General features: G+C 53.1%; 18 protein-coding genes and 1 pseudogene. 7 read left to right on the top strand and 12 right to left on the bottom strand.

The genetic code is table 11. The features are described 5' to 3' along the window. Positions 1–2 precede the first annotated feature (2 nt). The 8 genes from gatB to gatC all read right to left on the bottom strand — a co-directional run bounded on the left by gatB (position 3) and on the right by gatC (position 6,741). Complete coding sequence (gatB, locus tag Q3970_RS07810) at positions 3–1,433, bottom strand: Asp-tRNA(Asn)/Glu-tRNA(Gln) amidotransferase subunit GatB (protein WP_303100017.1); 1,431 nt, start codon at positions 1,431–1,433, stop codon at positions 3–5. A 12-nt stretch (positions 1,434–1,445) separates the two neighbouring features. Beyond that, positions 1,446–2,048, bottom strand: a complete 603-nt coding sequence (locus Q3970_RS07805; protein ID WP_303100016.1) for a zeta toxin family protein — start codon at positions 2,046–2,048, stop codon at positions 1,446–1,448. Then, positions 2,035–2,208 (bottom strand): hypothetical protein, encoded by a 174-nt coding sequence (locus Q3970_RS07800; RefSeq protein ID WP_303100015.1) that lies wholly within the window; start codon positions 2,206–2,208, stop codon positions 2,035–2,037. Before Q3970_RS07800 ends, Q3970_RS07805 begins: the two co-directional genes overlap by 14 nt. A gap of 63 nt (positions 2,209–2,271) precedes the next feature. Beyond that, positions 2,272–3,372, bottom strand: coding sequence for an HpaII family restriction endonuclease (locus Q3970_RS07795; protein ID WP_303100014.1), 1,101 nt, complete (start codon positions 3,370–3,372; stop codon positions 2,272–2,274). Between the two features lie 3 nt (positions 3,373–3,375). Continuing rightward, positions 3,376–4,470 (bottom strand): DNA cytosine methyltransferase, encoded by a 1,095-nt coding sequence (locus Q3970_RS07790; protein WP_303100013.1) that lies wholly within the window; start codon positions 4,468–4,470, stop codon positions 3,376–3,378. Then, complete coding sequence (locus Q3970_RS07785; protein ID WP_303100012.1) at positions 4,433–4,873, bottom strand: very short patch repair endonuclease; 441 nt, start codon at positions 4,871–4,873, stop codon at positions 4,433–4,435. The genes Q3970_RS07790 and Q3970_RS07785 overlap by 38 nt, the downstream gene beginning before the upstream one ends. 55 nt (positions 4,874–4,928) lie before the next feature. Further along, entirely contained in the window at positions 4,929–6,380 is a 1,452-nt protein-coding gene (gene gatA / locus Q3970_RS07780; protein WP_303100011.1) for an Asp-tRNA(Asn)/Glu-tRNA(Gln) amidotransferase subunit GatA, read from the bottom strand. A 70-nt stretch (positions 6,381–6,450) separates the two neighbouring features. Next, positions 6,451–6,741 carry an Asp-tRNA(Asn)/Glu-tRNA(Gln) amidotransferase subunit GatC gene (gene gatC, locus Q3970_RS07775; RefSeq protein WP_303100010.1) on the bottom strand — a complete coding sequence of 97 codons (291 nt, stop codon included), beginning with the start codon at positions 6,739–6,741 and terminating at the stop codon, positions 6,451–6,453. Positions 6,742–6,955: 214 nt separating this feature from the next. Between gatC and Q3970_RS07770 the strand changes: the two genes are divergently transcribed. From Q3970_RS07770 to Q3970_RS07740, 7 genes are all read left to right on the top strand, one after another. Then, positions 6,956–7,996 (top strand): rod shape-determining protein, encoded by a 1,041-nt coding sequence (locus Q3970_RS07770; RefSeq protein WP_303100009.1) that lies wholly within the window; start codon positions 6,956–6,958, stop codon positions 7,994–7,996. A gap of 66 nt (positions 7,997–8,062) precedes the next feature. After that, a complete protein-coding gene (gene mreC / locus Q3970_RS07765; RefSeq protein ID WP_303100008.1) occupies positions 8,063–8,914 on the top strand; it encodes a rod shape-determining protein MreC in 852 nt (283 codons plus the stop codon). Beyond that, positions 8,911–9,411 carry a rod shape-determining protein MreD gene (gene mreD, locus Q3970_RS07760; protein ID WP_303100007.1) on the top strand — a complete coding sequence of 167 codons (501 nt, stop codon included), beginning with the start codon at positions 8,911–8,913 and terminating at the stop codon, positions 9,409–9,411. Before mreC ends, mreD begins: the two co-directional genes overlap by 4 nt. Then, a complete protein-coding gene (gene mrdA / locus Q3970_RS07755; RefSeq protein ID WP_303100006.1) occupies positions 9,411–11,471 on the top strand; it encodes a penicillin-binding protein 2 in 2,061 nt (686 codons plus the stop codon). The genes mreD and mrdA overlap by 1 nt, the downstream gene beginning before the upstream one ends. Positions 11,472–11,524: 53 nt before the next feature. Next, positions 11,525–12,574: a rod shape-determining protein RodA gene (gene rodA / locus Q3970_RS07750; RefSeq protein ID WP_303100035.1), complete on the top strand. Its 1,050-nt coding sequence runs from the start codon at positions 11,525–11,527 to the stop codon at positions 12,572–12,574. A gap of 97 nt (positions 12,575–12,671) precedes the next feature. Continuing rightward, complete coding sequence (locus Q3970_RS07745; protein WP_303100005.1) at positions 12,672–13,331, top strand: MarC family protein; 660 nt, start codon at positions 12,672–12,674, stop codon at positions 13,329–13,331. A 215-nt stretch (positions 13,332–13,546) separates the two neighbouring features. Beyond that, positions 13,547–16,294 (top strand): M16 family metallopeptidase, encoded by a 2,748-nt coding sequence (locus Q3970_RS07740; protein ID WP_303100004.1) that lies wholly within the window; start codon positions 13,547–13,549, stop codon positions 16,292–16,294. 403 nt (positions 16,295–16,697) lie between these two features. Here the strand turns inward: Q3970_RS07740 and Q3970_RS07735 are convergent. The 4 genes and pseudogenes from Q3970_RS07735 to Q3970_RS07720 all read right to left on the bottom strand — a co-directional run. Next, a pseudogene (locus tag Q3970_RS07735) lies at positions 16,698–17,198 on the bottom strand (membrane integrity-associated transporter subunit PqiC); the annotation flags it as partial. Next, complete coding sequence (pqiB, locus tag Q3970_RS07730; RefSeq protein WP_303100003.1) at positions 17,198–18,847, bottom strand: intermembrane transport protein PqiB; 1,650 nt, start codon at positions 18,845–18,847, stop codon at positions 17,198–17,200. The gene pqiB and the pseudogene Q3970_RS07735, both read right to left, overlap by 1 nt. Further along, complete coding sequence (locus Q3970_RS07725) at positions 18,844–20,169, bottom strand: paraquat-inducible protein A (RefSeq protein WP_303100002.1); 1,326 nt, start codon at positions 20,167–20,169, stop codon at positions 18,844–18,846. Before Q3970_RS07725 ends, pqiB begins: the two co-directional genes overlap by 4 nt. Before the next feature lie 395 nt (positions 20,170–20,564). Next, entirely contained in the window at positions 20,565–21,152 is a 588-nt protein-coding gene (locus tag Q3970_RS07720) for a LemA family protein (protein WP_303100001.1), read from the bottom strand. Between the last annotated feature and the right edge of the window lie 296 nt (positions 21,153–21,448).

Raw genomic sequence — 21,448 nt, 5'->3', positions numbered from 1 at the left:
TGTTAGCCGGCCAATTTCGCCTTCATCAATTCCTGCACCTGCTGCGGGTTGGCCTTGCCTTTGCTGGCTTTCATCACCTGGCCGACCAATGCGTTAAACGCTTTTTCTTTGCCCGCTTTGTATTCTTCCACCGACTTGGCGTTGTCGGCCAGCACTTCATCGATGATTTTCTCGATGGCTCCGGTGTCGGTCATCTGTTTCAGGCCGTCGCGTTCGATAATGGCTTCGGCGTTCAAATCGCTGCCCCACATCGCTTCGAATACCTGTTTGGCCAGTTTGCTGCTCAAGGTGCCGTCGGCGATTTTCGCCACCAAACCGGCCAAGCGGTCGGCTTGAATCGGGCTTTCAGACAGGCTTAAACCTTCTTTGTTCAAGGTGGCCGCCAGCTCGCCGTTCATCCAGTTGGCGGTTAATTTGCCCTGCCCGCTTTGTTGCGCAGCCTGCTCGAAAAACGCGGCTTGGGCACGGGTGGCGGTCAGCAAGCGGGCATCGTAGCCGCTCACGCCGTATTCGGCCACGAAGCGCGCGGCCATTTCTTTCGGCAATTCGGGCATGGCCGCTTTGGCTGCCTGCAATTGGCCGTCTGAAATGATTACGGGCAACAGGTCGGGGTCGGGGAAATAGCGGTAGTCGTGCGCATCTTCTTTCAGGCGCATCACACGGGTTTCGCCCTTGTCGGGATCGAACAGCATGGTCGCCTGCTGCACTTTGCCGCCGTCTTCCAGAATTTCGATTTGTGCCTCCACCTCGTAATTAACCGCCTGTTCCAAAAAACGGAACGAATTCAGGTTTTTGATTTCTCGGCGCGTGCCGAATTCAGCCTGCCCCTTCGGGCGCACCGACACATTGGCATCAATACGGAACGATCCCTCGGCCATATTGCCGTCGCAAATGTCCAGCCAGGTAACCAGGCCGTGCAGCGCTTTGGCATAGGCCACCGCCTCGGCGGCAGAGCGCAACTCGGGTTCGGACACCACTTCCAACAGCGGCGTGCCCGCACGGTTCAAATCGATACCCGTTGCGCCGTTCAAGCCCTCATGCACCGATTTGCCCGCATCCTCTTCCATATGCGCGCGGGTAACGTTGATGGTTTTCACCTCATCACCCACCACAATTTCCAGCTTGCCGTGTTCCACAATCGGCAAATCCAACTGGCTGATTTGATAGCCTTTGGGCAGGTCGGGATAGAAATAGTTTTTGCGGTCGAACACGTTTTTCTGATTGATTTCGGCATCCAAGGCCAAACCCAGTTTAATCGCTTTTTCAACCACTTCGCGGTTCATCACAGGCAATACGCCCGGCAGCGCGCACTCCACCACACTCGCATGCGCGTTCGGCTCCGCACCGAAGGCGGTGGACGCGCCGCTGAAAATTTTCGATTTGGTGTTCAGTTGGACGTGGATTTCCAGTCCGATTACGGTTTCCCAGGTCATAGGGGGTCTTTCTTAAAATGAAACGGTATGATAATCCAATTGCTGCAATTGCGTTTGCAAGCTGCGGCACCATTCAGGCAGCTTATTACTCATCAGGTTTATTTCACGTTGGTTAATCCAAAAAACCAGTTGCACATGTTCGCCCGAATTGTCGTAGACAAAAACGTCATCGCACAGCGGCACGGCTTGCAAAAGGTGTTCGGCACTGCTTTGATAACGCCGCCGTATGCTTGCCTCATCGATAAAATGGCCGCCGATTTTCACACGGGCGGCAACGCGTTCGATGTTGATGCGTACATTGTTTACGCCGACATAGTTCAAACGTACGCAAAAACCATTGTGTTTGGCGGTTTTGATCCGCTGCAAAACCGAGCGGCCGGACAGCGTCGATTCCATCGAAAAAGAAATGCGGTTTTCAATGGCAAAGTCAAACAAAGCCACGGCCTTTCTACCTGCTCGAATATCCGCTAAGCGCGGATTGTGCGGATTTATTTCCTGCGCGATGTGGTCAGAATCAATCACCACTTGCACCGCATCGCTGTTCAGGCTACGCAGGGTGGATTTGCCTGCGCCGTTGGTGCCGCAATAGAAAATGGCCAGATTATTGTTTTCCATAAACAATGATTTCTTCCCTGCCGTCAGGGTGATGGCGGACGATGTCGCCGTTTTCACGCTCAAAAGTCAATATTTCACGCTGCTTTTTATCGTTCATCCATGCCTCAAACACGACATGAAGCCGCCGTTGCTGTTCCAACAATTCTTCGCGTTTGGTCATTGCTTACTCCTTTCACCGATTTAAGGCCGTCTGAAAAACTTTCAGACTGCGCTTTTTTAATTTTCAACTAAACCGGATTTGCAGATTCAGTTTGAGGAAAAATCTGCCTTCTTCTTGAACAATATCACCGAAACCGTGTCTGGAAGAGCTGGGTGTGTCAAACTTTGTATTCCGGAAAAGATAGTCTTCAAACTGATTATGGCTGTATAAGTGATAGCAGACAATTTCACCGTCTTGGCGCACGACCAAATAGCCTCCCGTGGCATCATATTTGCCGTGCCATATTTCGGCAGGACGCATTCCCAAGGCAGCTTCGCAAAGCAGGCGTTTTACCTTGTATTCGTAAAAATGGTGGTTGTTGGAATAATCGTAGCCGTTGGGATTGATGCCACAAAGTTTTGCAGATAAATCAGATGTGTTTTTTGCACGGCCTGCATAATATTGACACAGCATTTCTGCCAGAATTTCAGGCAGCCTGCTGTCAATCAGAATCAGGTTGTTGGAACAAATACTGTGATCTACTTTTTGAAACACAAGGAAACAGCCTGTATTTTCGAGCAAGGCCATCCTGCGGCGGAAATCCTTTTTTCCCCTGTTGTTGAACAGACTGTTAAATTCATCTGCAATCCGGTTATCACATCCTTGAACCTCGTAAAGAAAGTTGGTTGCGCCGCTGGCATTCAGCAAAGTGGCTTTTTTGCCAAGTTCGGATTTGATGCTGAAACCGAGCGTAGGGCATATTCCTGTCCGAATATCATGAACAACAATATGTATATCGCTTTTCGATAAAGATCTTGCACTAAGGCGGGTACATCCTATTTTTCTTAAAAATTCTTCAACATCGGGTACGGTGAAAGATGAAGTACGGTTTTCTTTGATGGCTGACAGTAAAAGCAGGGCATGTTTTTCAAACTCATCAACGGGAACGGCCAATAATTCGTCTGCTGTTCCGAAATCGAACACAATCCTCGATTTATCGTCCGAATAAGAATATCTTCTCGCACCGTCCTGTTCCTCACGCAAAATACTGATAATCGGCAACATTAAGCTTTCAAGTTTGTTAAGGTTGCCATCACCCAAATACAGTTTCCCGTCGGCCAAGAGCTTTAATAAAACGTACGGTTCGCTCCATTCGCCTTTGTTGCCTGAAAAGACTTCTGACATGTTCTACTCCATTAATTTTCTTATAATCTGCTCTGCTGTCGCCTGAACTGCAGGTACTGCCACCGAATTACCAAACTGTTTGTATGCGGAAGCATCGGCAACCACAATCTTGTAATCTTCCGGAAACCCTTGCAGCCGTGCCCACTCTCTCGGTGTCATTTTACGGATACCTTCGCGGTTTACCTCTCCTTTGATGTTGGTGGTCGGAGTAAAGTCGGTAATCCGTTTATCGATAATAAGGTTTCGTTCCCTGCCCATACCGCCTACCACGATTGCATTGGCAATGCCGTTATCGGCAATAATTTCATAGCCGAAACCGTTGCCTTTGTTTTCATGGCGTTCTTTATGCTTGCGTAATGTGTCGATATATTGTGTGGACAGATAATATTTTGTCGGAACGGTTTCTTTTTCCCTAATGTCTATAAAGGCCGTCTGAAAATCAAACGGTTCCGGATATTTGAAACTTTCCACCCCCAAATCTTTCCTAAATCCGACAATAAAAATCCGTTCACGGTTTTGAGGTACACCGAAATCTTTTGCATTCACAATCTCCGGCTCAGGAACGAAATAATCCAAATCTTCACGCAAGGTGTGCAAAATGGTTTGCAGCGTACGCCCTTTGTCGTGATTGGTCAGACCTTTGACGTTTTCTAAAAAGAATGCTTTCGGGCGGTGGCGGCGTATAATCTCGGCCACATCAAAAAACAGTGTACCGCGTGTATCTTCAAAACCGCCGCGTCTACCGGCAATGGAAAATGCCTGACACGGAAAACCCGCACAAAGAATATCAAACTGTTTCGGAATAAATTTTTTGGTTTCTTCTTTGGTAATGTCGCCGTAAGGAACTTCGCCGAAATTGGCTTCGTAAGTCTGCTTGGCTTTTTCGTCCCATTCGCTGGAAAAGACACACTCTCCGCCCAAATTCTGCATGGCAATACGGAAACCGCCGATGCCTGCAAAAAGGTCGATAAAGGTAAATTTCTTCTTGTGTACAGCAGGCTGAAAGACTGAACCGTTCTCAAACAGTTGATATTGTGCTGCCCGTTCTTTCAGCTTGTTTTCATTCTGATTCGTTGCTGTTGTTGGATAACTTTTCATAAACTGCTTCCTGTATTTTTCCGGCAAACATCTGCGGATTTTTCGCCACATCTTCTCCCCAGAAGCGAAAGACCCTCCATCCTTCATTTTTCAGACGGCCTGTAACTTCCTCATCCCGCCGCATATTGCGTTCGATTTTAGCCGTCCAAAATTCGCGGTTAGTTTTAATATCGGCCTTGCGTATTGCCCAATCTTTACCGTGCCAGAATTCGCCGTCTACAAACACGGCGATTTTATGCCTTTTAAAACTGAAATCGGGTTTGCCGAATACGGTTTTGCTGTTTTTCCGGTAACGCAGACCGAGATGCCACATGGCTTTTGCCAGTAAAAGCTCGGGTTTTGTGCCTTTGCTTTTGTTGGCCTGCATACATTTTCGGCGTTGTTCGGGGTTTAATCTATCCATATCGGGTTTTCAGGCTGCCTGAAATTTTTTTCAGACGGCCTTTTTCAGACTGCCATTACAGTTTGGGCGTTTTCGTATGCCAATCACTGTTCAACTGCATCTGGTGCGCCGCGCCCAGAATCCTGGCTTCGGCAAAATAGTTGCCGATAAGCTGCACGCCGACGGGCAGGCCGTCTGAACCGAAACCTACGGGCAGGCTCAATGCGGGCAGGCCGGCGAGGTTGACGGCGATGGTGTAGATATCGCTCAAATACATTTGCACCGGGTCGTGAATGTCGCTGCCGAGCTTGGGGGCGGTGGTCGGCGCGGTGGGGGCGAGTATCACGTCGCATTGCGTGAAGGCCGTCTGAAAATCATCGGCAACCAGGCGGCGCAGTTTTTGCGCTTTCAGGTAATAGGCGTCGTAATAGCCGTGGCTCAGCACATAAGTGCCGATCATGATGCGGCGTTTCACTTCGCTGCCGAAGCCTTCGGCGCGGGTGTTGCCGTACATTTCTTCCAAATCGCCGAATTGGGCGGCGCGGTGGCCGTAGCGCACGCCGTCGTAGCGGGAGAGGTTGGTGCTGGCTTCGGCGGAGGCGAGGACGTAATAGGCGGGAATGGAGAGTTCGGTTTGCGGCAGGGAAACTTCAATCATTTCCGCGCCTTGGGCTGTTAATAAGTCTATGGCATTTTGCAGGACTGCCTGAACGCCGGCGCTGTTGCCGCTGCCGAAGTATTCTTTGGGCAGGCCGATTTTCAAGCCTTTGAGCGGGGTGTTCAATTCGCGGGCGTAGTCTTCTTTTTCCCGTTCCAAACTGGTGGAGTCGCGTTCGTCAAAGCCTGCCATGGCGTTGAGCAGAATGGCGCAGTCTTCGGCGGTTTGCGCCATCGGCCCGGCTTGGTCGAAGCTGGAGGCATAAGCCACCATGCCGAAACGGGACACGGTGCCGTAAGTGGGTTTGATGCCGGTGATGCCGCAGTGTGAGGCGGGTTGGCGGATGGAGCCGCCCGTGTCCGAACCGAGTGCGGCGGGCGCAAGGCGGGCGGCTACTACGGCGGCGGAGCCGCCCGAAGAACCGCCGGGAACGTGTGCAGGATTCCAAGGGTTTTTCGTTGCACCGTAGAAGGAGGTTTCATTGGTTGAACCCATGGCGAATTCGTCCATGTTGACGCGGCCAAGGGTAACCATGCCTTCGTTGAGCAGGTTTTGCACCACGGTGGCGGTGTAGGGCGACACGAAGTTATCGAGCATTTTGGACGAGCAGGCCGAGCGCCAGCCGGTTTGGCAGAAAATGTCTTTATACGCTATCGGCACGCCCGTGAGCAGGCTGCCCCGTCCCGCCGCGATACGCTCGTCTGCGGCGCGGGCTTCGGCCAGGGTTTTTTCTTTATCTAAGGTGATGTAGGCGTTGAGGGCGGGGTTTTTGGCATCGATGGCGGCCAGATATTCCTGCGCCAGCTCAACGGCGGAGGTTCTTTTGGACTGAAGCAGTTCGCTGGCTTGTTTGAGGGTATAGGCGGTCATTTCGCTGTTTCCAAACTTTTTCAGACGGCCTCAACCTTGATACAAAAGGCCGTCTGAAAGATTAATTTTTTTATTCTTCAATTACTTGGGGAACAATATACAAACGGTTGCGCACTTCGGGGGCAACGGCTTGGTAGTCGGCGGCGCGGTCGGTTTCGGTTACGGCGTCTCCGCGCAGGCGCAGGGCGGTTTCGTGGGGGTGCGCCATCGGCTCCACGCCGTCGGTGTCCACCGTTTGCATTTTTTCCACCAATGAAAATATGTCATTCAATTCTTTCAGGTTTTGCGCCTTTTCTTCCTCGGTAAGGCTCAAACGGGAAAGACGGGCGATTTTCTCTACATCGCTCAGGGTGAGTGCCATAAAAAATCCTTAAATTTACTACTGCAAATACTGAAAACTGGGGTATTATTGCCGATTTGCCGATTATCAATATTGTCCGGCACAAGATTATAACCGAATCCCAGTCTTCCGACATGGTGATTTCCGAGCAATTTTAACGGTAAAGGCCGTCTGAAAAACCATGCCGTTGCTCTCTTTATATTGTTAACAAATATATCTGCATCAGGAAATATCTATGTTTCGCCTTCTCACCCGCTATTTCTCCAATGATCTGGCTATTGATTTGGGGACAGCCAACACTCTGATTTATCTGCGCAACAAAGGAATCGTGTTGGACGAGCCTTCCGTGGTGGCCATGCAGAACGACGCCGTGCACGGTAAAAGTGCGATTTTGGCGGTGGGCTCCGAAGCCAAAAAAATGTTGGGGCGCACGCCGGGCAGCATTCAAGCGATACGCCCGATGAAAGACGGTGTGATTGCCGATTTCAACGTTACCGAAAAAATGCTCAAGCAGTTTATCAAAAAAGTCAACAACAGCCGCTTTGCCGCCGCGCCCCGCATTGTGATCTGCGTGCCTTGCGGTTCGACGCAGGTGGAACGCAAAGCTATCCGCGATTCGGCCTTGGCAGCGGGCGCATCAAGTGTAAACCTGATTGAAGAACCGATGGCGGCAGCCATAGGCGCGGGCCTGCCGATTGAAAAACCTACCGGCTGCATGGTGGTGGATATCGGCGGCGGCACCACCGAAGTGGGTGTGATTTCGCTTTCCGGCGTGGTGTATTCGCACTCTATCCGCGTGGGTGGCGATGCGTTTGACGAAAGCATCATCAATTATGTGCGCCGCAACTACGGTATGCTGATCGGCGAGGCCACCGCCGAAGAAATCAAAACCAAAATCGGTTCTGCCTTCCCCGGTATGGAGGCAAACGAAATCGAAGTGAAAGGCCGCAACTTGGCCGAAGGTGTTCCGCGTGCGTTTACCATCAGTTCCAATGAGGTTCTGGAGGCTTTAACCGAACCGCTCAACCAAATCGTGCAGTCGGTGAAAAATGCTTTGGAACAGATTCCCCCCGAACTGGGTGCCGATATTGCCGAACGCGGCCTGGTGCTCACCGGCGGCGGTGCACTGCTTAAAGGCCTGGACCGCCTGCTGGCCGAAGAAACCGGCCTGCCGGTGATGATTGCCGAAGATCCGCTCACCTGTGTGGCGCGCGGTTCGGGCAAGGCTTTGGATATGATAGGCAAACTGAATTCGATTTTTGTAGTCAACCCCTAATATCATAATGGTTTTGAATACAATACTGATTCTGCAAACCGCAGACAGGCCGTCTGAAAACAAAATATGTCCGAACCATCATTAAACTTTGCCAAAAAAGGCATCAAACCTTCAAGCAAGCTGATTGTGCTGGCGATTGCCAGCGTGGCCTTGATGCTGCTCGACAACCGTTACGCCGCCGTACAGCACATCAAAGGGTATGCGGCTACGGCGATATATCCGCTGCAATGGCTGGCCAACCAACCGGTAAGCCTTTACCGCTATGTAAGCGGGTTTATGCAGTCGCAGGCAAACCTCATTGCCGACAATAAGCGCCTGAGCGAAGAAAACGGCCGTTTGAAGCTGCTGGCCGCCCGCTCCGAGCTGCAGGCACGCGAACTGGCCGAAATGAAAAAACTCTACGGCCTGCAGCAAAGCGGTATCCGCATCACCGGCGGTGCAGAAGTGATTTCAAACAGCAAAGATCCGCTGTCCGACAAATTAATCATTAACAAAGGCAGCAGCAGCGGACTGGAAGAAGGCGACGCGGTTATCGACCAAAACGGCTTAATCGGCCAGATTACGCAGGTTCAGCCCCTGAGTGCCGAACTGACCCTGCTGACCAACAGCAAAACCATCATTCCCGTGATGGTGGCGCGCACGGGCGTGCGCAGCCTGCTTTACGGCGGAGGCGGCGAGGTCGGCCTGCGCTATTTTCCCGCCGATGCCGATTTACGGGCCGGCGATATCCTGCTTACTTCCGGACTTGACAGCATTTACCCCAAAGGCATACCCGTAGCCGAAGTAAAACAGGTTTCCCGGACGGCAGGCACGCCTTATTACCATGTCGGCCTGAAACCGCTTGCCGGACACAGAAGCAGCAGATATGTGCTGGTGCTGCCGCAACAGCAGCCTACCGCCTTAATACCCCGACCATGACTGATTTCGAAGAATTTCACAACCGCGTACCCAAGCGCATTATCGTATCCGGCTTCATGCTCGCCATGTTACTGGATTTTATGCCGTTTCCGTTTGAAACGTTTTTCTGGCTGCCTGAATTTACCGCACTGGTACTGCTCTACTGGGCTTTGCACAAACCCCAGTCGGTCGGTGTGGGCACGGCATTTGCCATAGGGCTGCTGGCCGACATCGGTACAGCTGCACCGCTGGGCCAACACGCATTGTCGTATATGGTGATGGTGTTTCTTGTTCAGCAGCGCCGGCGGCAGATTATGCTGTACAGTTACGGGGTTCAGGCAGTGGCGGTATTTGCCGCCCTGCTCTGCAACCAGGCGGTTATAGCTTTGGTACGCCTGATGCACGTTCATGTTTTCACCGATTGGAAAGGTTTCGCCGCCCCCCTTACCGGCGCGCTGCTGTGGCCTTTGTTGGACAAAATAACGCTCGGTTTGCTGAATTCGCGCAGTCTACGCTGATGGATAACAATATCTACCAATACACCGGTTATGATCATGATGTAGCCAGCCGCCAACGCGATTTCGTGCTGCGGCTGGTATTGGTGTTTATACTGATGGCGGTACTGTTTGCCGTGCTGCTGTGCAGGTTTGTGTACCTGCAGGTGTTCAAACACCACGAATATGTAGCCAGGGCCAACACCAACCGTATTTCCCTAGTGCCCACGCCGCCGATGCGCGGCGAAATCGTCGATACAAACGGCGTGGTTCTTGCCAGCAACTATCCGGCCTATTCTCTGGAAATCGTGCCCGGCAAAATAGAAGGAAAAGTAGAAGACACCATCGAAGCATTGCGGGAATACGTCGATATTACGGCAGGGGATTTGAAGCGTTTTAAAAAATTCCGTGCAGAATACCGTTCTTTTGAAAACATTCCCCTGAAGCTCAAGCTGAAGCCCGACGAAGCCGCACGCCTCGCCGCACGCCTCTACCGCTTTAAAGGCGTGGAAATCAATGTCCGAACCTTCCGAAACTACCTCTATCCCGAACTGACGGCTCATTTCCTCGGCTATATCGGACGCATCAGCGACCGCGACCAGAAACAAATCGAAGAAGAAAACTTGGTTTCGCTCTATCGCGGCAGTACCCATATCGGCAAATCGGGTTTGGAAAGTTTTTACGAACGCCAGCTTCACGGCGCGCCCGGCTATCAGGAAGTGGAAAAGGATGCCTACGGCCATGTGGTGCGCATTTTAAAAACCGTTCCCGCCAAAGCGGGGCAGACACTGCGGCTGGCAATGGATATCCGCCTGCAGCAGGAGGCCGACCGTTTGATGAGCGGCCGCCGCGGTGCGGTGATTGCCCTCAACCCGCAAACCGGCGGCGTGCTGGCGTTTGTGTCCAAACCCTCGTTTGACCCCAACCTGTTTATCGACGGCATCGATAACGATACTTGGAAAGCGCTCAACGAAGACTGGCAGCGCCCGCTCATCAACCGTGTTACGCAGGGCCTGTATCCGCCCGGTTCTACTTTCAAGCCGTTTATGGGCATGGCTTTGCTAGAAAGCGGCAAAATCACCCAAACCACCGTGGTGCCCGCCCCCGGGGCGTGGAGCATACCCGGATCGCGCCACCTGTTCCGCGATTCGGTACGCCGCGGCCACGGCTCTGCCAACCTGAGCAAAGCGGTTCAAGTGTCGTCCGACACGTTTTTCTACCGCCTGGGCTACGAACTCGGCATAGACAAAACCGCCCCTTATCTGGCCGAATTCGGTTTGGGTTCGCCCACCGGCATCGATTTGCCCAACGAATACAAAGGTATTCTGCCCTCGCGCGAATGGAAGGCCAAACGTTTCGCCAAATCGAAAGATCCAAAAGCGCGGGAATGGCATGCTTCCGAAATGGTTTCGGTGAGCATAGGCCAAGGCTATAACGCCTACACCCCGCTGCAAATGGCGCACGCCACCGCCTCGCTCGCCAATGACGGCGTGGTATACCGCCCGCATCTGGTTAAAGAGCTGCTCGACCACGAACGGCGCGAAATCACGCTTATCGATCCCAAACCCGAACGCAGTATTCCGTTTAAAAAAGAAAACTTCGAATATATCAAAGATGCCATGGCCAAAGTGTTGAAACCCGGCGGCACCGCATACCGTATCGGCCACGGGCTGGGCTACACCATGGGCGGTAAAACCGGTACCGCACAGGTGGTTCAGATTAAACAGGGGGCGCGGTACAACGCCGCCGCACTGGCCGAACAGCACCGCGACCACGCTTGGTTTATTTCGTTCGCACCGGTGCAGAAACCGCAAATCGCCATTGCCGTGCTGCTGGAAAACGGCGGCTGGGGTGCCAGTGCCGCGCCGTTGGCACGCAGCCTGACCGACTATTACCTGCTTACCCTGAAAGCGGATCAAGCATCGGCAGAATCCGCCCAACCTGCCGGCGCTTCCGCCGTACGGCAGGAAAACACCCCGCAAACCGTAACCGGCGCACCTGCTTCCCCGCCTGCGGAATCGGTGTTCCAACAAGCCTACGGCATTGATGCAGGCATTCAGACGGCCTCAGGAGCAGCACCTTGAATATCCACGAAAACACCTTACTCGGCAGAATCAGGCACACCATATGGCAGCCTATGGATCCGTGGTTGTTTTATGCCATGCTGGCAGTTTACATCATCAGCCTGTTTCTGCTTTATTCTGCCGCCGGCCAGCAAACCGGCCAGCTCGAACACAAAACCCTGCACACTGCGTTGGGTTTCGTCCTGATGTGGTTTATCGCAAGAACGCACCCGCAAACACTGGCCGTGTTTGCCCTGCCCGTGTATACCGCAGGCGTGGTGCTGCTGTTGGGCGTACATTTTTTCGGTATCACCGTCAACGGTGCCCAACGCTGGCTCGATATCGGCGTAGCGCGCATCCAGCCGTCTGAAATCATGAAAATCGGCCTGCCTATGACGGTAGCGTGGTTTTTCCAGCGTTACGAAATGTCGCTGCGCTGGTATCACTATCTGGCGGCCATCGCACTGGTGATGGTACCCGGTGTGCTGATTCTGAAACAGCCCGACCTCGGTACCGCCGTTCTGATTATGGCTTCGGGGCTGTTTGTGGTTTTTTTCGCAGGGCTGCCGTGGAAAGCGATAGTTGCCTCAGTAGCGGCTTTTGCAGCCGCACTGCCTCTGATTTGGAACTACGGCATGCGCGACTATCAAAAAACCCGCGTACTCACCCTGCTCGATCCCACGCAGGATCCTCTCGGCGCCGGCTACCATATCCTGCAGTCCATGATAGCCATCGGCTCGGGGGGCGTTTGGGGCAAGGGCTGGCTCAACGGCACGCAAACCCATCTCGACTATATCCCCGAAGCCACCACCGACTTTATTTTCGCCGTTTACGGCGAAGAATTCGGCTTAATCGGCAATATATTGCTGCTGGTAATTTACCTGCTGATACTCGGGCGCGGCCTCTACATCGCCGCCAAAGCCCCCACGCTATACAGCCGCACGCTGGCAGGCGCACTCACGATGACGTTTTTCTGCTATGCTTTCGTCAACATGGGTATGGTCAGCGGTATTTTGCCCGTAGTAGGCGTGCCGCTGCCGCTGGTGAGCTACGGCGGCACCGCCACGCTGTCGATTATGGTGGTGCTGGCCTTGCTGATGGGCATCAGCAACCAGCGGCGCTGACAGAAAATAAACCCGTTTAAATATTCTTCAGACGGCCTTTGTATTCCCAAAGGCCGTCTGAAAGCGTTTCCACCCGATACAATAAAAGGAAAACCCCATGATAGGCATGGAAATCGGCAAGCTGATTCTGGCATTTATGGTGCTGATCAACCCTTTCGGCGCGCTGTCTATTTATCTCGACCTCACCCGCAACCTAAGCACGCGCGAGCGGCGAAAAGTGGCACAGGTGGCTTCGCTCACCGTGCTGATCGCCATCACCGCCTTCACCCTCACCGGCGGCGTGTTGCTGCGGCTGTTCGGCATCAGCGTCGGCGCGTTTCAGGTAGGCGGCGGCATTCTGGTGCTGCTCATCGCCATTTCCATGATGAACCAAGGAAACAATCCAGCCAAACCCGATGTCGGCACCGACGAAAGCAACGACATCACCATCCGCCCCAAACAGATACAGAATATCGGCGCCATTGCCGTGGTGCCGCTGGCGATTCCCATGATGATAGGCCCGGGCGGCATTTCCACCGTGATTATTTATGCCTCGGCCGCCAAACACTATAAAGACACTTTGTCTATTTTGGCAGCCGGCCTGATTATCAGCCTGATCTGTTATATCGTGCTGACGGCTGCCTCCCGCGTGAGCAAAAAGCTGGGCGATACCGGCCTCTCTATTCTCAACCGCATCATGGGAATGCTGCTGGCTGCGGTATCGGTGGAAATCATCACAGCCGGCCTGAAAGCCCTGTTTCCGCAGCTGAGTGTCTGAAGCGGCAGGCGGAAATGTTGGTTAATCGGTTGTATCAGGCCGTCTGAAAAACGCAGTTTCTTATTTTCAGACGGCCTTGTATTCAATATAATTAAAAACAGGCATAATTCGGTTTCAAAGTAACTACATCTGCCATCAGCAATCCGTGCCGCTCAAAACCTATAAAAATACCGCCCTGCCGTATGCCGCAGGGCTTTAAACCGACACATTACAACATGCTCTTACTTTCGCGTTTTCTGCTGTTTGCCGCAGCTGTTTTCACCGCCGCCGCTGCGTGTGCAGGCCGGGCCGAATATATCGAAGGCAGGCTCGACAACGGCTTGGCATACCATATTTTCAAAGTGCCTTCCGCCGGCAGCCGCTTGGTGCTGCGCCTGCAAATCAACGCAGGCACCGCCGATGAAGGCGACGGCGAAGAAGGTATCGCCCATATCACCGAACACATGGTGTTCCAAAGCTCCCCCGCGTTTCCGCAAGGTTTGGGCAGTTACCTCAATGCCGAAGGTTGGCAGATAGGGCGGCACTACAACGCCCAAACCGGCTACCACCACACCCGCTATATGCTCACGCCGCCCTACGGCAGGCGGCAGCTTAAAGACGCCTTGGCCGTTTACCGGCAAATTCTCACCCCGCAAACCTTTTCCGCCGCCGATTGGGCCAAAGAACAGCAAGTGGTGCTGGGCGAATGGCGCGCTCAACAAACCCTGCAACACCGCTTAAGCCGGCAACACCATGCCCTGCTGCACAGCGGTTCGCGCAGCGCACGCTATGCACCCATCGGCAGCAAAACCGCCATCGAAACCGCACAGGCAGACACCGCCAACCGCTTTCACAACAAATGGTACGGCAGCAATAACGCCGTGCTGGTAATAGTTGGCAACATCAACCCTAAAAAAACCGCCGCCGCCATCGAAGAGCATTTGGGCCGTCTAAAACCCGCCACCTTACCCGAGCGCACCGCAGGCGAATACGAACCCAAACTCGCCGATATGCCGCGCACTGCCCGCGTACACGATAAAGACAACACCGAAACCAAACTGGCCTTGATTTACCGCTTCAATAACGCCCCGTCGCAAAGCAGCGGCAGCCCGGGGTATTACCACCGCCTGCTGGACAACTTCGCCGCCCACACCATCAGCCGCCGCCTGCAAGGCATGGCGCAACCCGTCTCTTTCAAACTCGGCAACATCGGCAAACAAACCGGTTCGCTGGGCTTTTATGCCGATGCCGCCGCAGATGCACAGCAGGAAACACTCAACCTGCTCCACCAAACCGTCGAAGCCGTCCGGCAGCAGCCCGCCGGCGACGAAGAAACCGCTGCCTACCGCAAAGTGCTGCACAACCATATGCGCACCACTCCCTCACTTCCCGACGACTTACCGCAAATCGTGCAACTGGCCGACGACACCGTGTTGGCCGGCAAACCCGTACCCACGCCCGACAACCAGGCCGTCGAGCGCGGCCAGCTTTACCGCATCAGTGCCGCCGCCGTTAACAAACGCATCGCCGAATGGCTGAATGCACCCGACCGCCTCACCATTATCCAAGCCCCCGAACACACATTAACCCTTGCCAACAAAACAGGGGGCTCCGTTACGGCGGCGGCCCAACCCAAACCCGACAAGCCCGGAAAAGACCGGGTTACCGTGCGCACCGCCGCAACGCCTACACAATCGGCCGCAAGCGCAACAACCGTTTTCCCGCAACACAAAGGGCACGGCAGGCTGATGTCGGAAGGTTTCGACAACAATAATAAAGTCAGCTACCTGCAATTCAGCAACGGCGACAAAGCCGTGCTGCTGCAAAAAGCCGTGGCAGGCGGCAAAATCTATTTCAGAGCCGTGGCCGACGGCGGCTACCGGCAAAACGGCCTCGGAGCATGGCAGGCACAGTTGGCGGCCGATGTGGTTTCCCGTTCCGCCCCCGCCGGCTTCAGCGGCCAATCGTTCAAACAATGGCAGCAACAGCAAGGCATCGCTTACCGTTACCGCCTTGAAAGCGACCGCCAAACCACAGATATCCAAGCGCCGCAGCAAACACTCGAAGCCCTGCTGCAGCTTTACCGCAGCCGCCAAACCGATCCCACCGCCGAGCATTGGCAAAGCATGCTCGAAACCGCCGCCCTGCGCCACCCCGCTTACCTGCAATCCGTGCCTGGGCGGCAAGAGCAGGAATTGGAACTGCTGCGCTACGGCCGCCCCGAAAGCCGTGCACAAAACAGCGGGGAAATCCGCGCACTAACCCAAACCGATCTGCTGCAACAATGGCGGCAACTTGCCTCAGCCCCTGCAACGTATTATGTTGTCAGCAATATGCCGTCTGAAAAAATCAAACCGCTGCTGGTGCAATATCTGGCCGATATTCCGCGCCGCGCCGCCGAAAACCGCCCGACCGAACTTTTAACAGGCGCCACTTTGCGCCGCGCCGCCATCAACGACACCGGCGGCACCGACATCAACGCTTGGTCTTGGCAGCCTTTCTACGACTGGACACCCGATACTTCCGAGCAGATTCCGCTGCTGGTCAACCTCGCCAACGCCCGCCTGAAAGACGAACTGCGCAGCCGCAACCAAAGCACCTACGGCGTAAAATTCACCGCCCTGCCGCAGCCGGTTTATAACCGCGTGGAAAGCAACCTGTTTTTCAGCACGCCCCCCGCCCAAGCGGCCGAAGCATGGCAAACCGCCCAGCAAGTGTTGGAGCGCCTGCCCGAAAACATCAGCAAAACCGAAGCCGAGAATCTGCAACAGCTGTTTATCGAGCAGGAAGCCAAACGGCAGCAAAACCCCGAAATATGGCTGGAACGACTGGCGGCCAGCCACCGCCGCTACGGTGATGCCCGCTACCTCAGCCGCCTGCCCGAACTGCACCGGACCATCATCCAAACCCGCCTGCGCCAAACCGCCAAACTACTGTGGCATACCCCGAACGCACGCGTGCTGCTGGTAGACCCTGCGCCATGAGCTTATTTGGCAGTGAACCCGATATTTTCATCAAGTTTCCTTTTCGGTTGAGACCCCGCCATTTATGGCAGTAGAATTTGGATTATCGGGTAGGGGTGTAGCCCCTTCCCAATCAGGGCAACACGTAGGGCGGCGCTTTATGTGTCGTCCTGTGTTGAAACATTGAAAACATGTCGTTATAGAGATTCCCGGTTTTCAAAAGTCTCTCATGACAAAAGCAGGCAAAGTAAAACCTTGCCTGCTTTTGTTGAAAACTCAATTTAGCAACCCGCTCAGAACTTTTCAAAGCTCGCTCAGGCCGTCTGAAAAATAAGGTTTCTTAAGGTAACTCCGTTTTCAGTCCGCCATTCCAGCCATGGCTAATCATTAACAACTTCGGACGGATAAATAAATAAAACGGCGCCGCCGCCTTTTCCAAGCCCTGATTCAACGATTCGACCATGGCTGCATAACCGTCGCCGTTTTGTGGTGTTTCAACATGGAAGGGGCGGCTTTGTCCGTTCGGCCACAAGGCATAGCCGCTTACCAATGTTTTGCCCCGGTAACTGCCCTGAAATGCTTCCACATAAATTTTCAGTATTTGCGTACTGCTGCTTCTTGCTGCCGGCACGAAGATATGGCGGCCGCCGAGGCGGTTGAGTTTATTACTGAAACCGGATGCCAGCGCATTATCCAGCGAGCCTGCCCATAAATGGCTGCGGGCAAAATTCACATGGTAGGCATCGGTTTGATAAACCAGCCCGCCGTTATTGAGCGGCTCGGCCAGATACACACGCACGGCAATTTCGCTGCCGCTTTTGGCGGGGTGGCTGTATTGGCTGTCGGGCAGCGTGAAATATTGGGTCGCAGGGGTGCTGCACGCGCCCAAAGCGGCCAGTGCGCCTATCATTATCCATCTGCGCATCAGTGGCTTCCTTTCGGTATCGGATCTTTGGTGTTGCTGTTGAAAATCAGCGAATTGGGTTTTTCTTTCAAAGTATTGATTACGGGCTGCGCATCTTTCAGGGTTTTATCGATGCTCTGCAAAGTGCTCTGCACGTCGCCGTAAAGCGGCGATTGCGGCGACACGCCTTGCAGGGTTTGGCGCAGCTCGAGCAGGGTTAGGTTCAGCTCGTAGGGAATGTTCTGCGTTAGCGGCTTGCTGATTAAGGCATTGGCGGACTTCAGGGAGGACTTCAGTTCGCGCAGCGAGCCGTTCAATTCGCCCACGGTGTTTTCCAGCGGCAGTTTGTTGAATTTTTCAAGCAGGCTGCCCAGTTGCGCCTGCAAATCGTCGAAGCCGCCGCCGCGGGTGGCGATAACAACATTACCGTTATAGTCGGCAAACGGTTTGAGCTTGGCGCTTTCAGACGGCCTGTCATCCAGCTCTATCATTTTACTGCCGGTTAACAGGTTGTTGCTGGCAATGGTGGCGGTTAAGCCTTTGCTTAAGGCCGTCTGAAACTGGTTTTGCCAATATTCGCGGCTTTGGGCGCCGGCATTAAGCTCCATGCGTTCGGGCTCGATGCGGATACGCACGGGAATCCAGCCGTTTTCAAACAGTTTGAGGCTGTCGTTTTGGGCAAAATAAGGTACGTCGGCCACGGCGCCGATGTTGATGCCTTTATATTCAACGGGCGCACCGCTCACCAAGCCGCGCACGCTTTGCTTGAAAAAGGCGGTGTAATAGAGGGAGCGTTCGGTCGGCAGGTTGTCGACTTCGCTGCGGTTGTTGTAAAGCTCGAAAGTATCGCCATTAACAGCAAAGTTGCCTTTGTCGCCGCCGGTAGGCGAGGCAAATGAGATGGCACCCGAAAGCAGGGCGGGGATAGGGGCGGAATCCACGCGTATACCGTTGCCGGTGGTTTCGATATTGATGCCGCTTTGCAGCCAAAACCGGCTGTTTTCCCCCACCAGTTTATCGTTGGGGCTTTGAATGAACACAGTATAGTTAACGGTTTGGTCTTTAGGGTCAAACTCGGCGCTCTCCACCACCCCCACACTGAAATCCTCATACAGCACGGGGCTGCCGGCATTTATCATTTTATCGTTGAGGCCGATAAGTTTCAGGCGCAGGCCGTTTTGCCCGATGGCGGTAATCGGAGGGATATCGAGCACTTCGAAACGCTCTTCGGTTTCTTCGCTTTTGCCGGGCGTAAAGGCGATATACGAACCCGAAACCAGTGTGTTGAGGCCGGAAATCCCGCTTTGATCGATACGCGGCTTCACTACCCAAAACTGGGTGTCTTTGCGCATCATGTCTTTAGCATCGGCGGTTAGGCGGGCCGTAACTTCCACGCCTTTTTGGTCGCCGCGCAGGCGGATGCGGGTTACACGCCCTACCTCCACGCTCAATACTTTTACCACGGTGTTGTTCACTTCGATTCCGTCGGCACTGTCCATCAACAAAGTGATTTCCGGTCCGCGGTTGCGGATGTCTTTCATCAGCAGCCAGCCTCCCGTAATCAGGGCAATCAGCGGAATCAGCCAGATAACCGAAGTAAATACGTTGGTCTTACGCACCACGGCCGGAACAGGCCTGTAGGTGGGTTGTTTGTTGTCGTTACTCATCATTCAGGTTGTTTTACCGGCACGTTTTCAGACGGCCTGTTTGCAGACGGTTCAAAAGAATGTGCCTTGTCCCATAAAAGGCGCGGATCGAAAAAATAGGCGGAAACCATAGTAAGCAGCACCACCAGGCAGAAATACACCGCTGCCTGCCCCGGCACCACCCGGGCCACATGGGTATGGAATGCGCTCATTAAGATGATAATTACAAAAATATCAATCATCGACCACTTGCCGATGGATTCTGTGAAACGGTAGAGCCGCTGCATGGTGCGCGCACCGGCAGGCAGGCCGTATCGCGCGCTGATATTGAGCACCAGCAGCAGCACGATTTTCGCCCCCGGTACCAAAATGCTGGCGCTGAAAATAATCGCTGCAATCAGCCTGTCGCCGTCGTCCCACATATACACGATACCATTGAGAATCGTATTGATCTGAACCGTGGTCGGGTTGGAGGAAATCATAATCGGCAGCACATTTGCCGGAACATACAGCAACATCGCCGCAATCAGAAAAGCGGTGGAAATGCTCAAACTTTTCGGCCGGCGCTCATACAGATCCGCCCCGCATACCCCGCAGGTTGCTTCTTCACGTCCGCGGAAATACAGGCAGCGGCTGCAGCAGATATGCACTTCAGAGGCCGTCTGAACCGCATCCCTTCCCAACATACGGTGTATTTTGTAATACACCCAATGTTGCGGAATCGAAACCGATGTGCGTATCAGCATCACCGCCAGCACAAACATCAGATAAAACGCCGCACCGAATTCCACTTTCGCCACAGAAGAGAGCTTGATATAAGCCACCAGCGTCGAAATAAAAAACACATCGACCATAATCCAATGACGAAGCCGCACCAGTGTGCGCGTGGCATACAGCAGGCCGGGATACACTTTTTCACGCCACAGCGCCGAATAAACATAGATACACAGCAGCAAAAACAGCAGCGGCGTGCCGAAAGTCAGCACGAACATCACTTCGGCCAGAAAACCAAAATCCAGCAACACCAAACGCTTCATCATGGAAGGCAGCGACAGAATCGAAGTTACCCCAGCCATCGTTACCGTAACAAACATCATGCTGTATACAAAAGCCATCAGCACCAACGAAGCACTTGCATAGGCCAAAGGCGCGATATAGGGGTTTTTCTCCACCTCTACCACTTCGTAACCGCAGTTCGGGCAATGCGCTTCCTGTCCCTGCCGCAAACGGGGCAGCTCCATGCGCTGCCCGCACTCGGGGCAATCAAGCGTATGCGAGGGCAGCGCCGCATCACGTTGCAGCGTATGGTAACGCCACCAGCGACGATAGTTTCGAACAAATCTCACAGCCGTTCAGACGGCCCTTACTACAGGCCGGATCTAAAATGAAACATATATTATAGCTGATAAAATACAGCATTTTCGGATAGCGGTTGTAAAAGGCTGCGGTTGCACAAATGCCGTACCCAAGCCGTCTGAATTACATCACATAAACCAAACCGCCGGGCTCCAAAAACAGGAGGAAACCGACGGTTTGGTTTATTGACGGGCAATAATTCGATTGCTGCAAACCGGGACCTTTACAAAATCTCTTTCAGCATCTTAAAACCTCTGCATCATGCTCAGGCCCGGCCCGAGCATCTTTGGGTTTTAAAAGAAATAACAGATACCCGGGCCAAGCCCGGGTATGACGAAACATAAATAAATTCAGGATGAAACGTATTTTTGCAAAGATCTCAAAACTATATCAGTACACGTGAACTGATACTGTCGGCAGTATTGTCTTCAAATTTTAAGAAAGCAGCGTTTCTGTCGCATCCGAAAAAACCGGTCAGCACATTGGCCGGAAACGATTGGTATATAGTGTTGTAGGAAGCTGCCGAATCATTATAAGCTTGACGTGCCGCCGTCACCCGGCTTTCCACATTGTCCAACGCCTCAATCAAACAGCGGATATCCGGATCTGATTTCAATTCGGGAGAATTTCCGATTACACTCTGCAAACGGCGCAATGCCGTATTCAGTTCGGTTTCAACCTCCCCTAAAGAAGAAAGCGAATTTTCATCAATATTGGCCGAAGCAGCCAACAAAACCGCTTCCGCACGGGCGCGGGCGCAAGCAACTTCTTTTAATACTGCCGGAATATGATTAAGGCTGTCTTTGGAGACATCCACCAGAGAAGAAATAATATCGTGACGGCGTTTGAGTTGGATTTGAATTTGCGAGAAATCCTTGCAACATTGTCTTTTTCCGGCCAACAACCTCTTATAGGCCGTCATTGGCAGCAACATACAAAAAACAATCAAAAGAAAAGCGAGAAGAGGTTCCATGACAAACATCCTTATTTAGTCGGTTATTTCCACGTAATTGCCGGACTTTTTATTGTTTCTTTGGGGTTGTGCCAAATAACCGGAACAACCCCTTTTTATTTTCAAAGTATCAACGGGATGATTATAACTAACAATAAGAAATGTATCTATGTGTTAAATTATGAAAAGAAAAATTTGACGGACAATGTTGTATTCTTACATCATTTTAAAGCCAGCCATCCCCCGACCTGATGCTGATCATTAGGGTCTGTTGACAATTGACCGGCGAAGCGGTTTTTTGAGGCAAAAACCGCGTA

The organism is Neisseria sp. (assembly GCF_030530745.1).
Lineage (GTDB): Bacteria > Pseudomonadota > Gammaproteobacteria > Burkholderiales > Neisseriaceae > Neisseria.
Note: the sequence above shows the minus strand (reverse complement) of the source record. Positions and strands in the feature narration are given on the sequence as shown.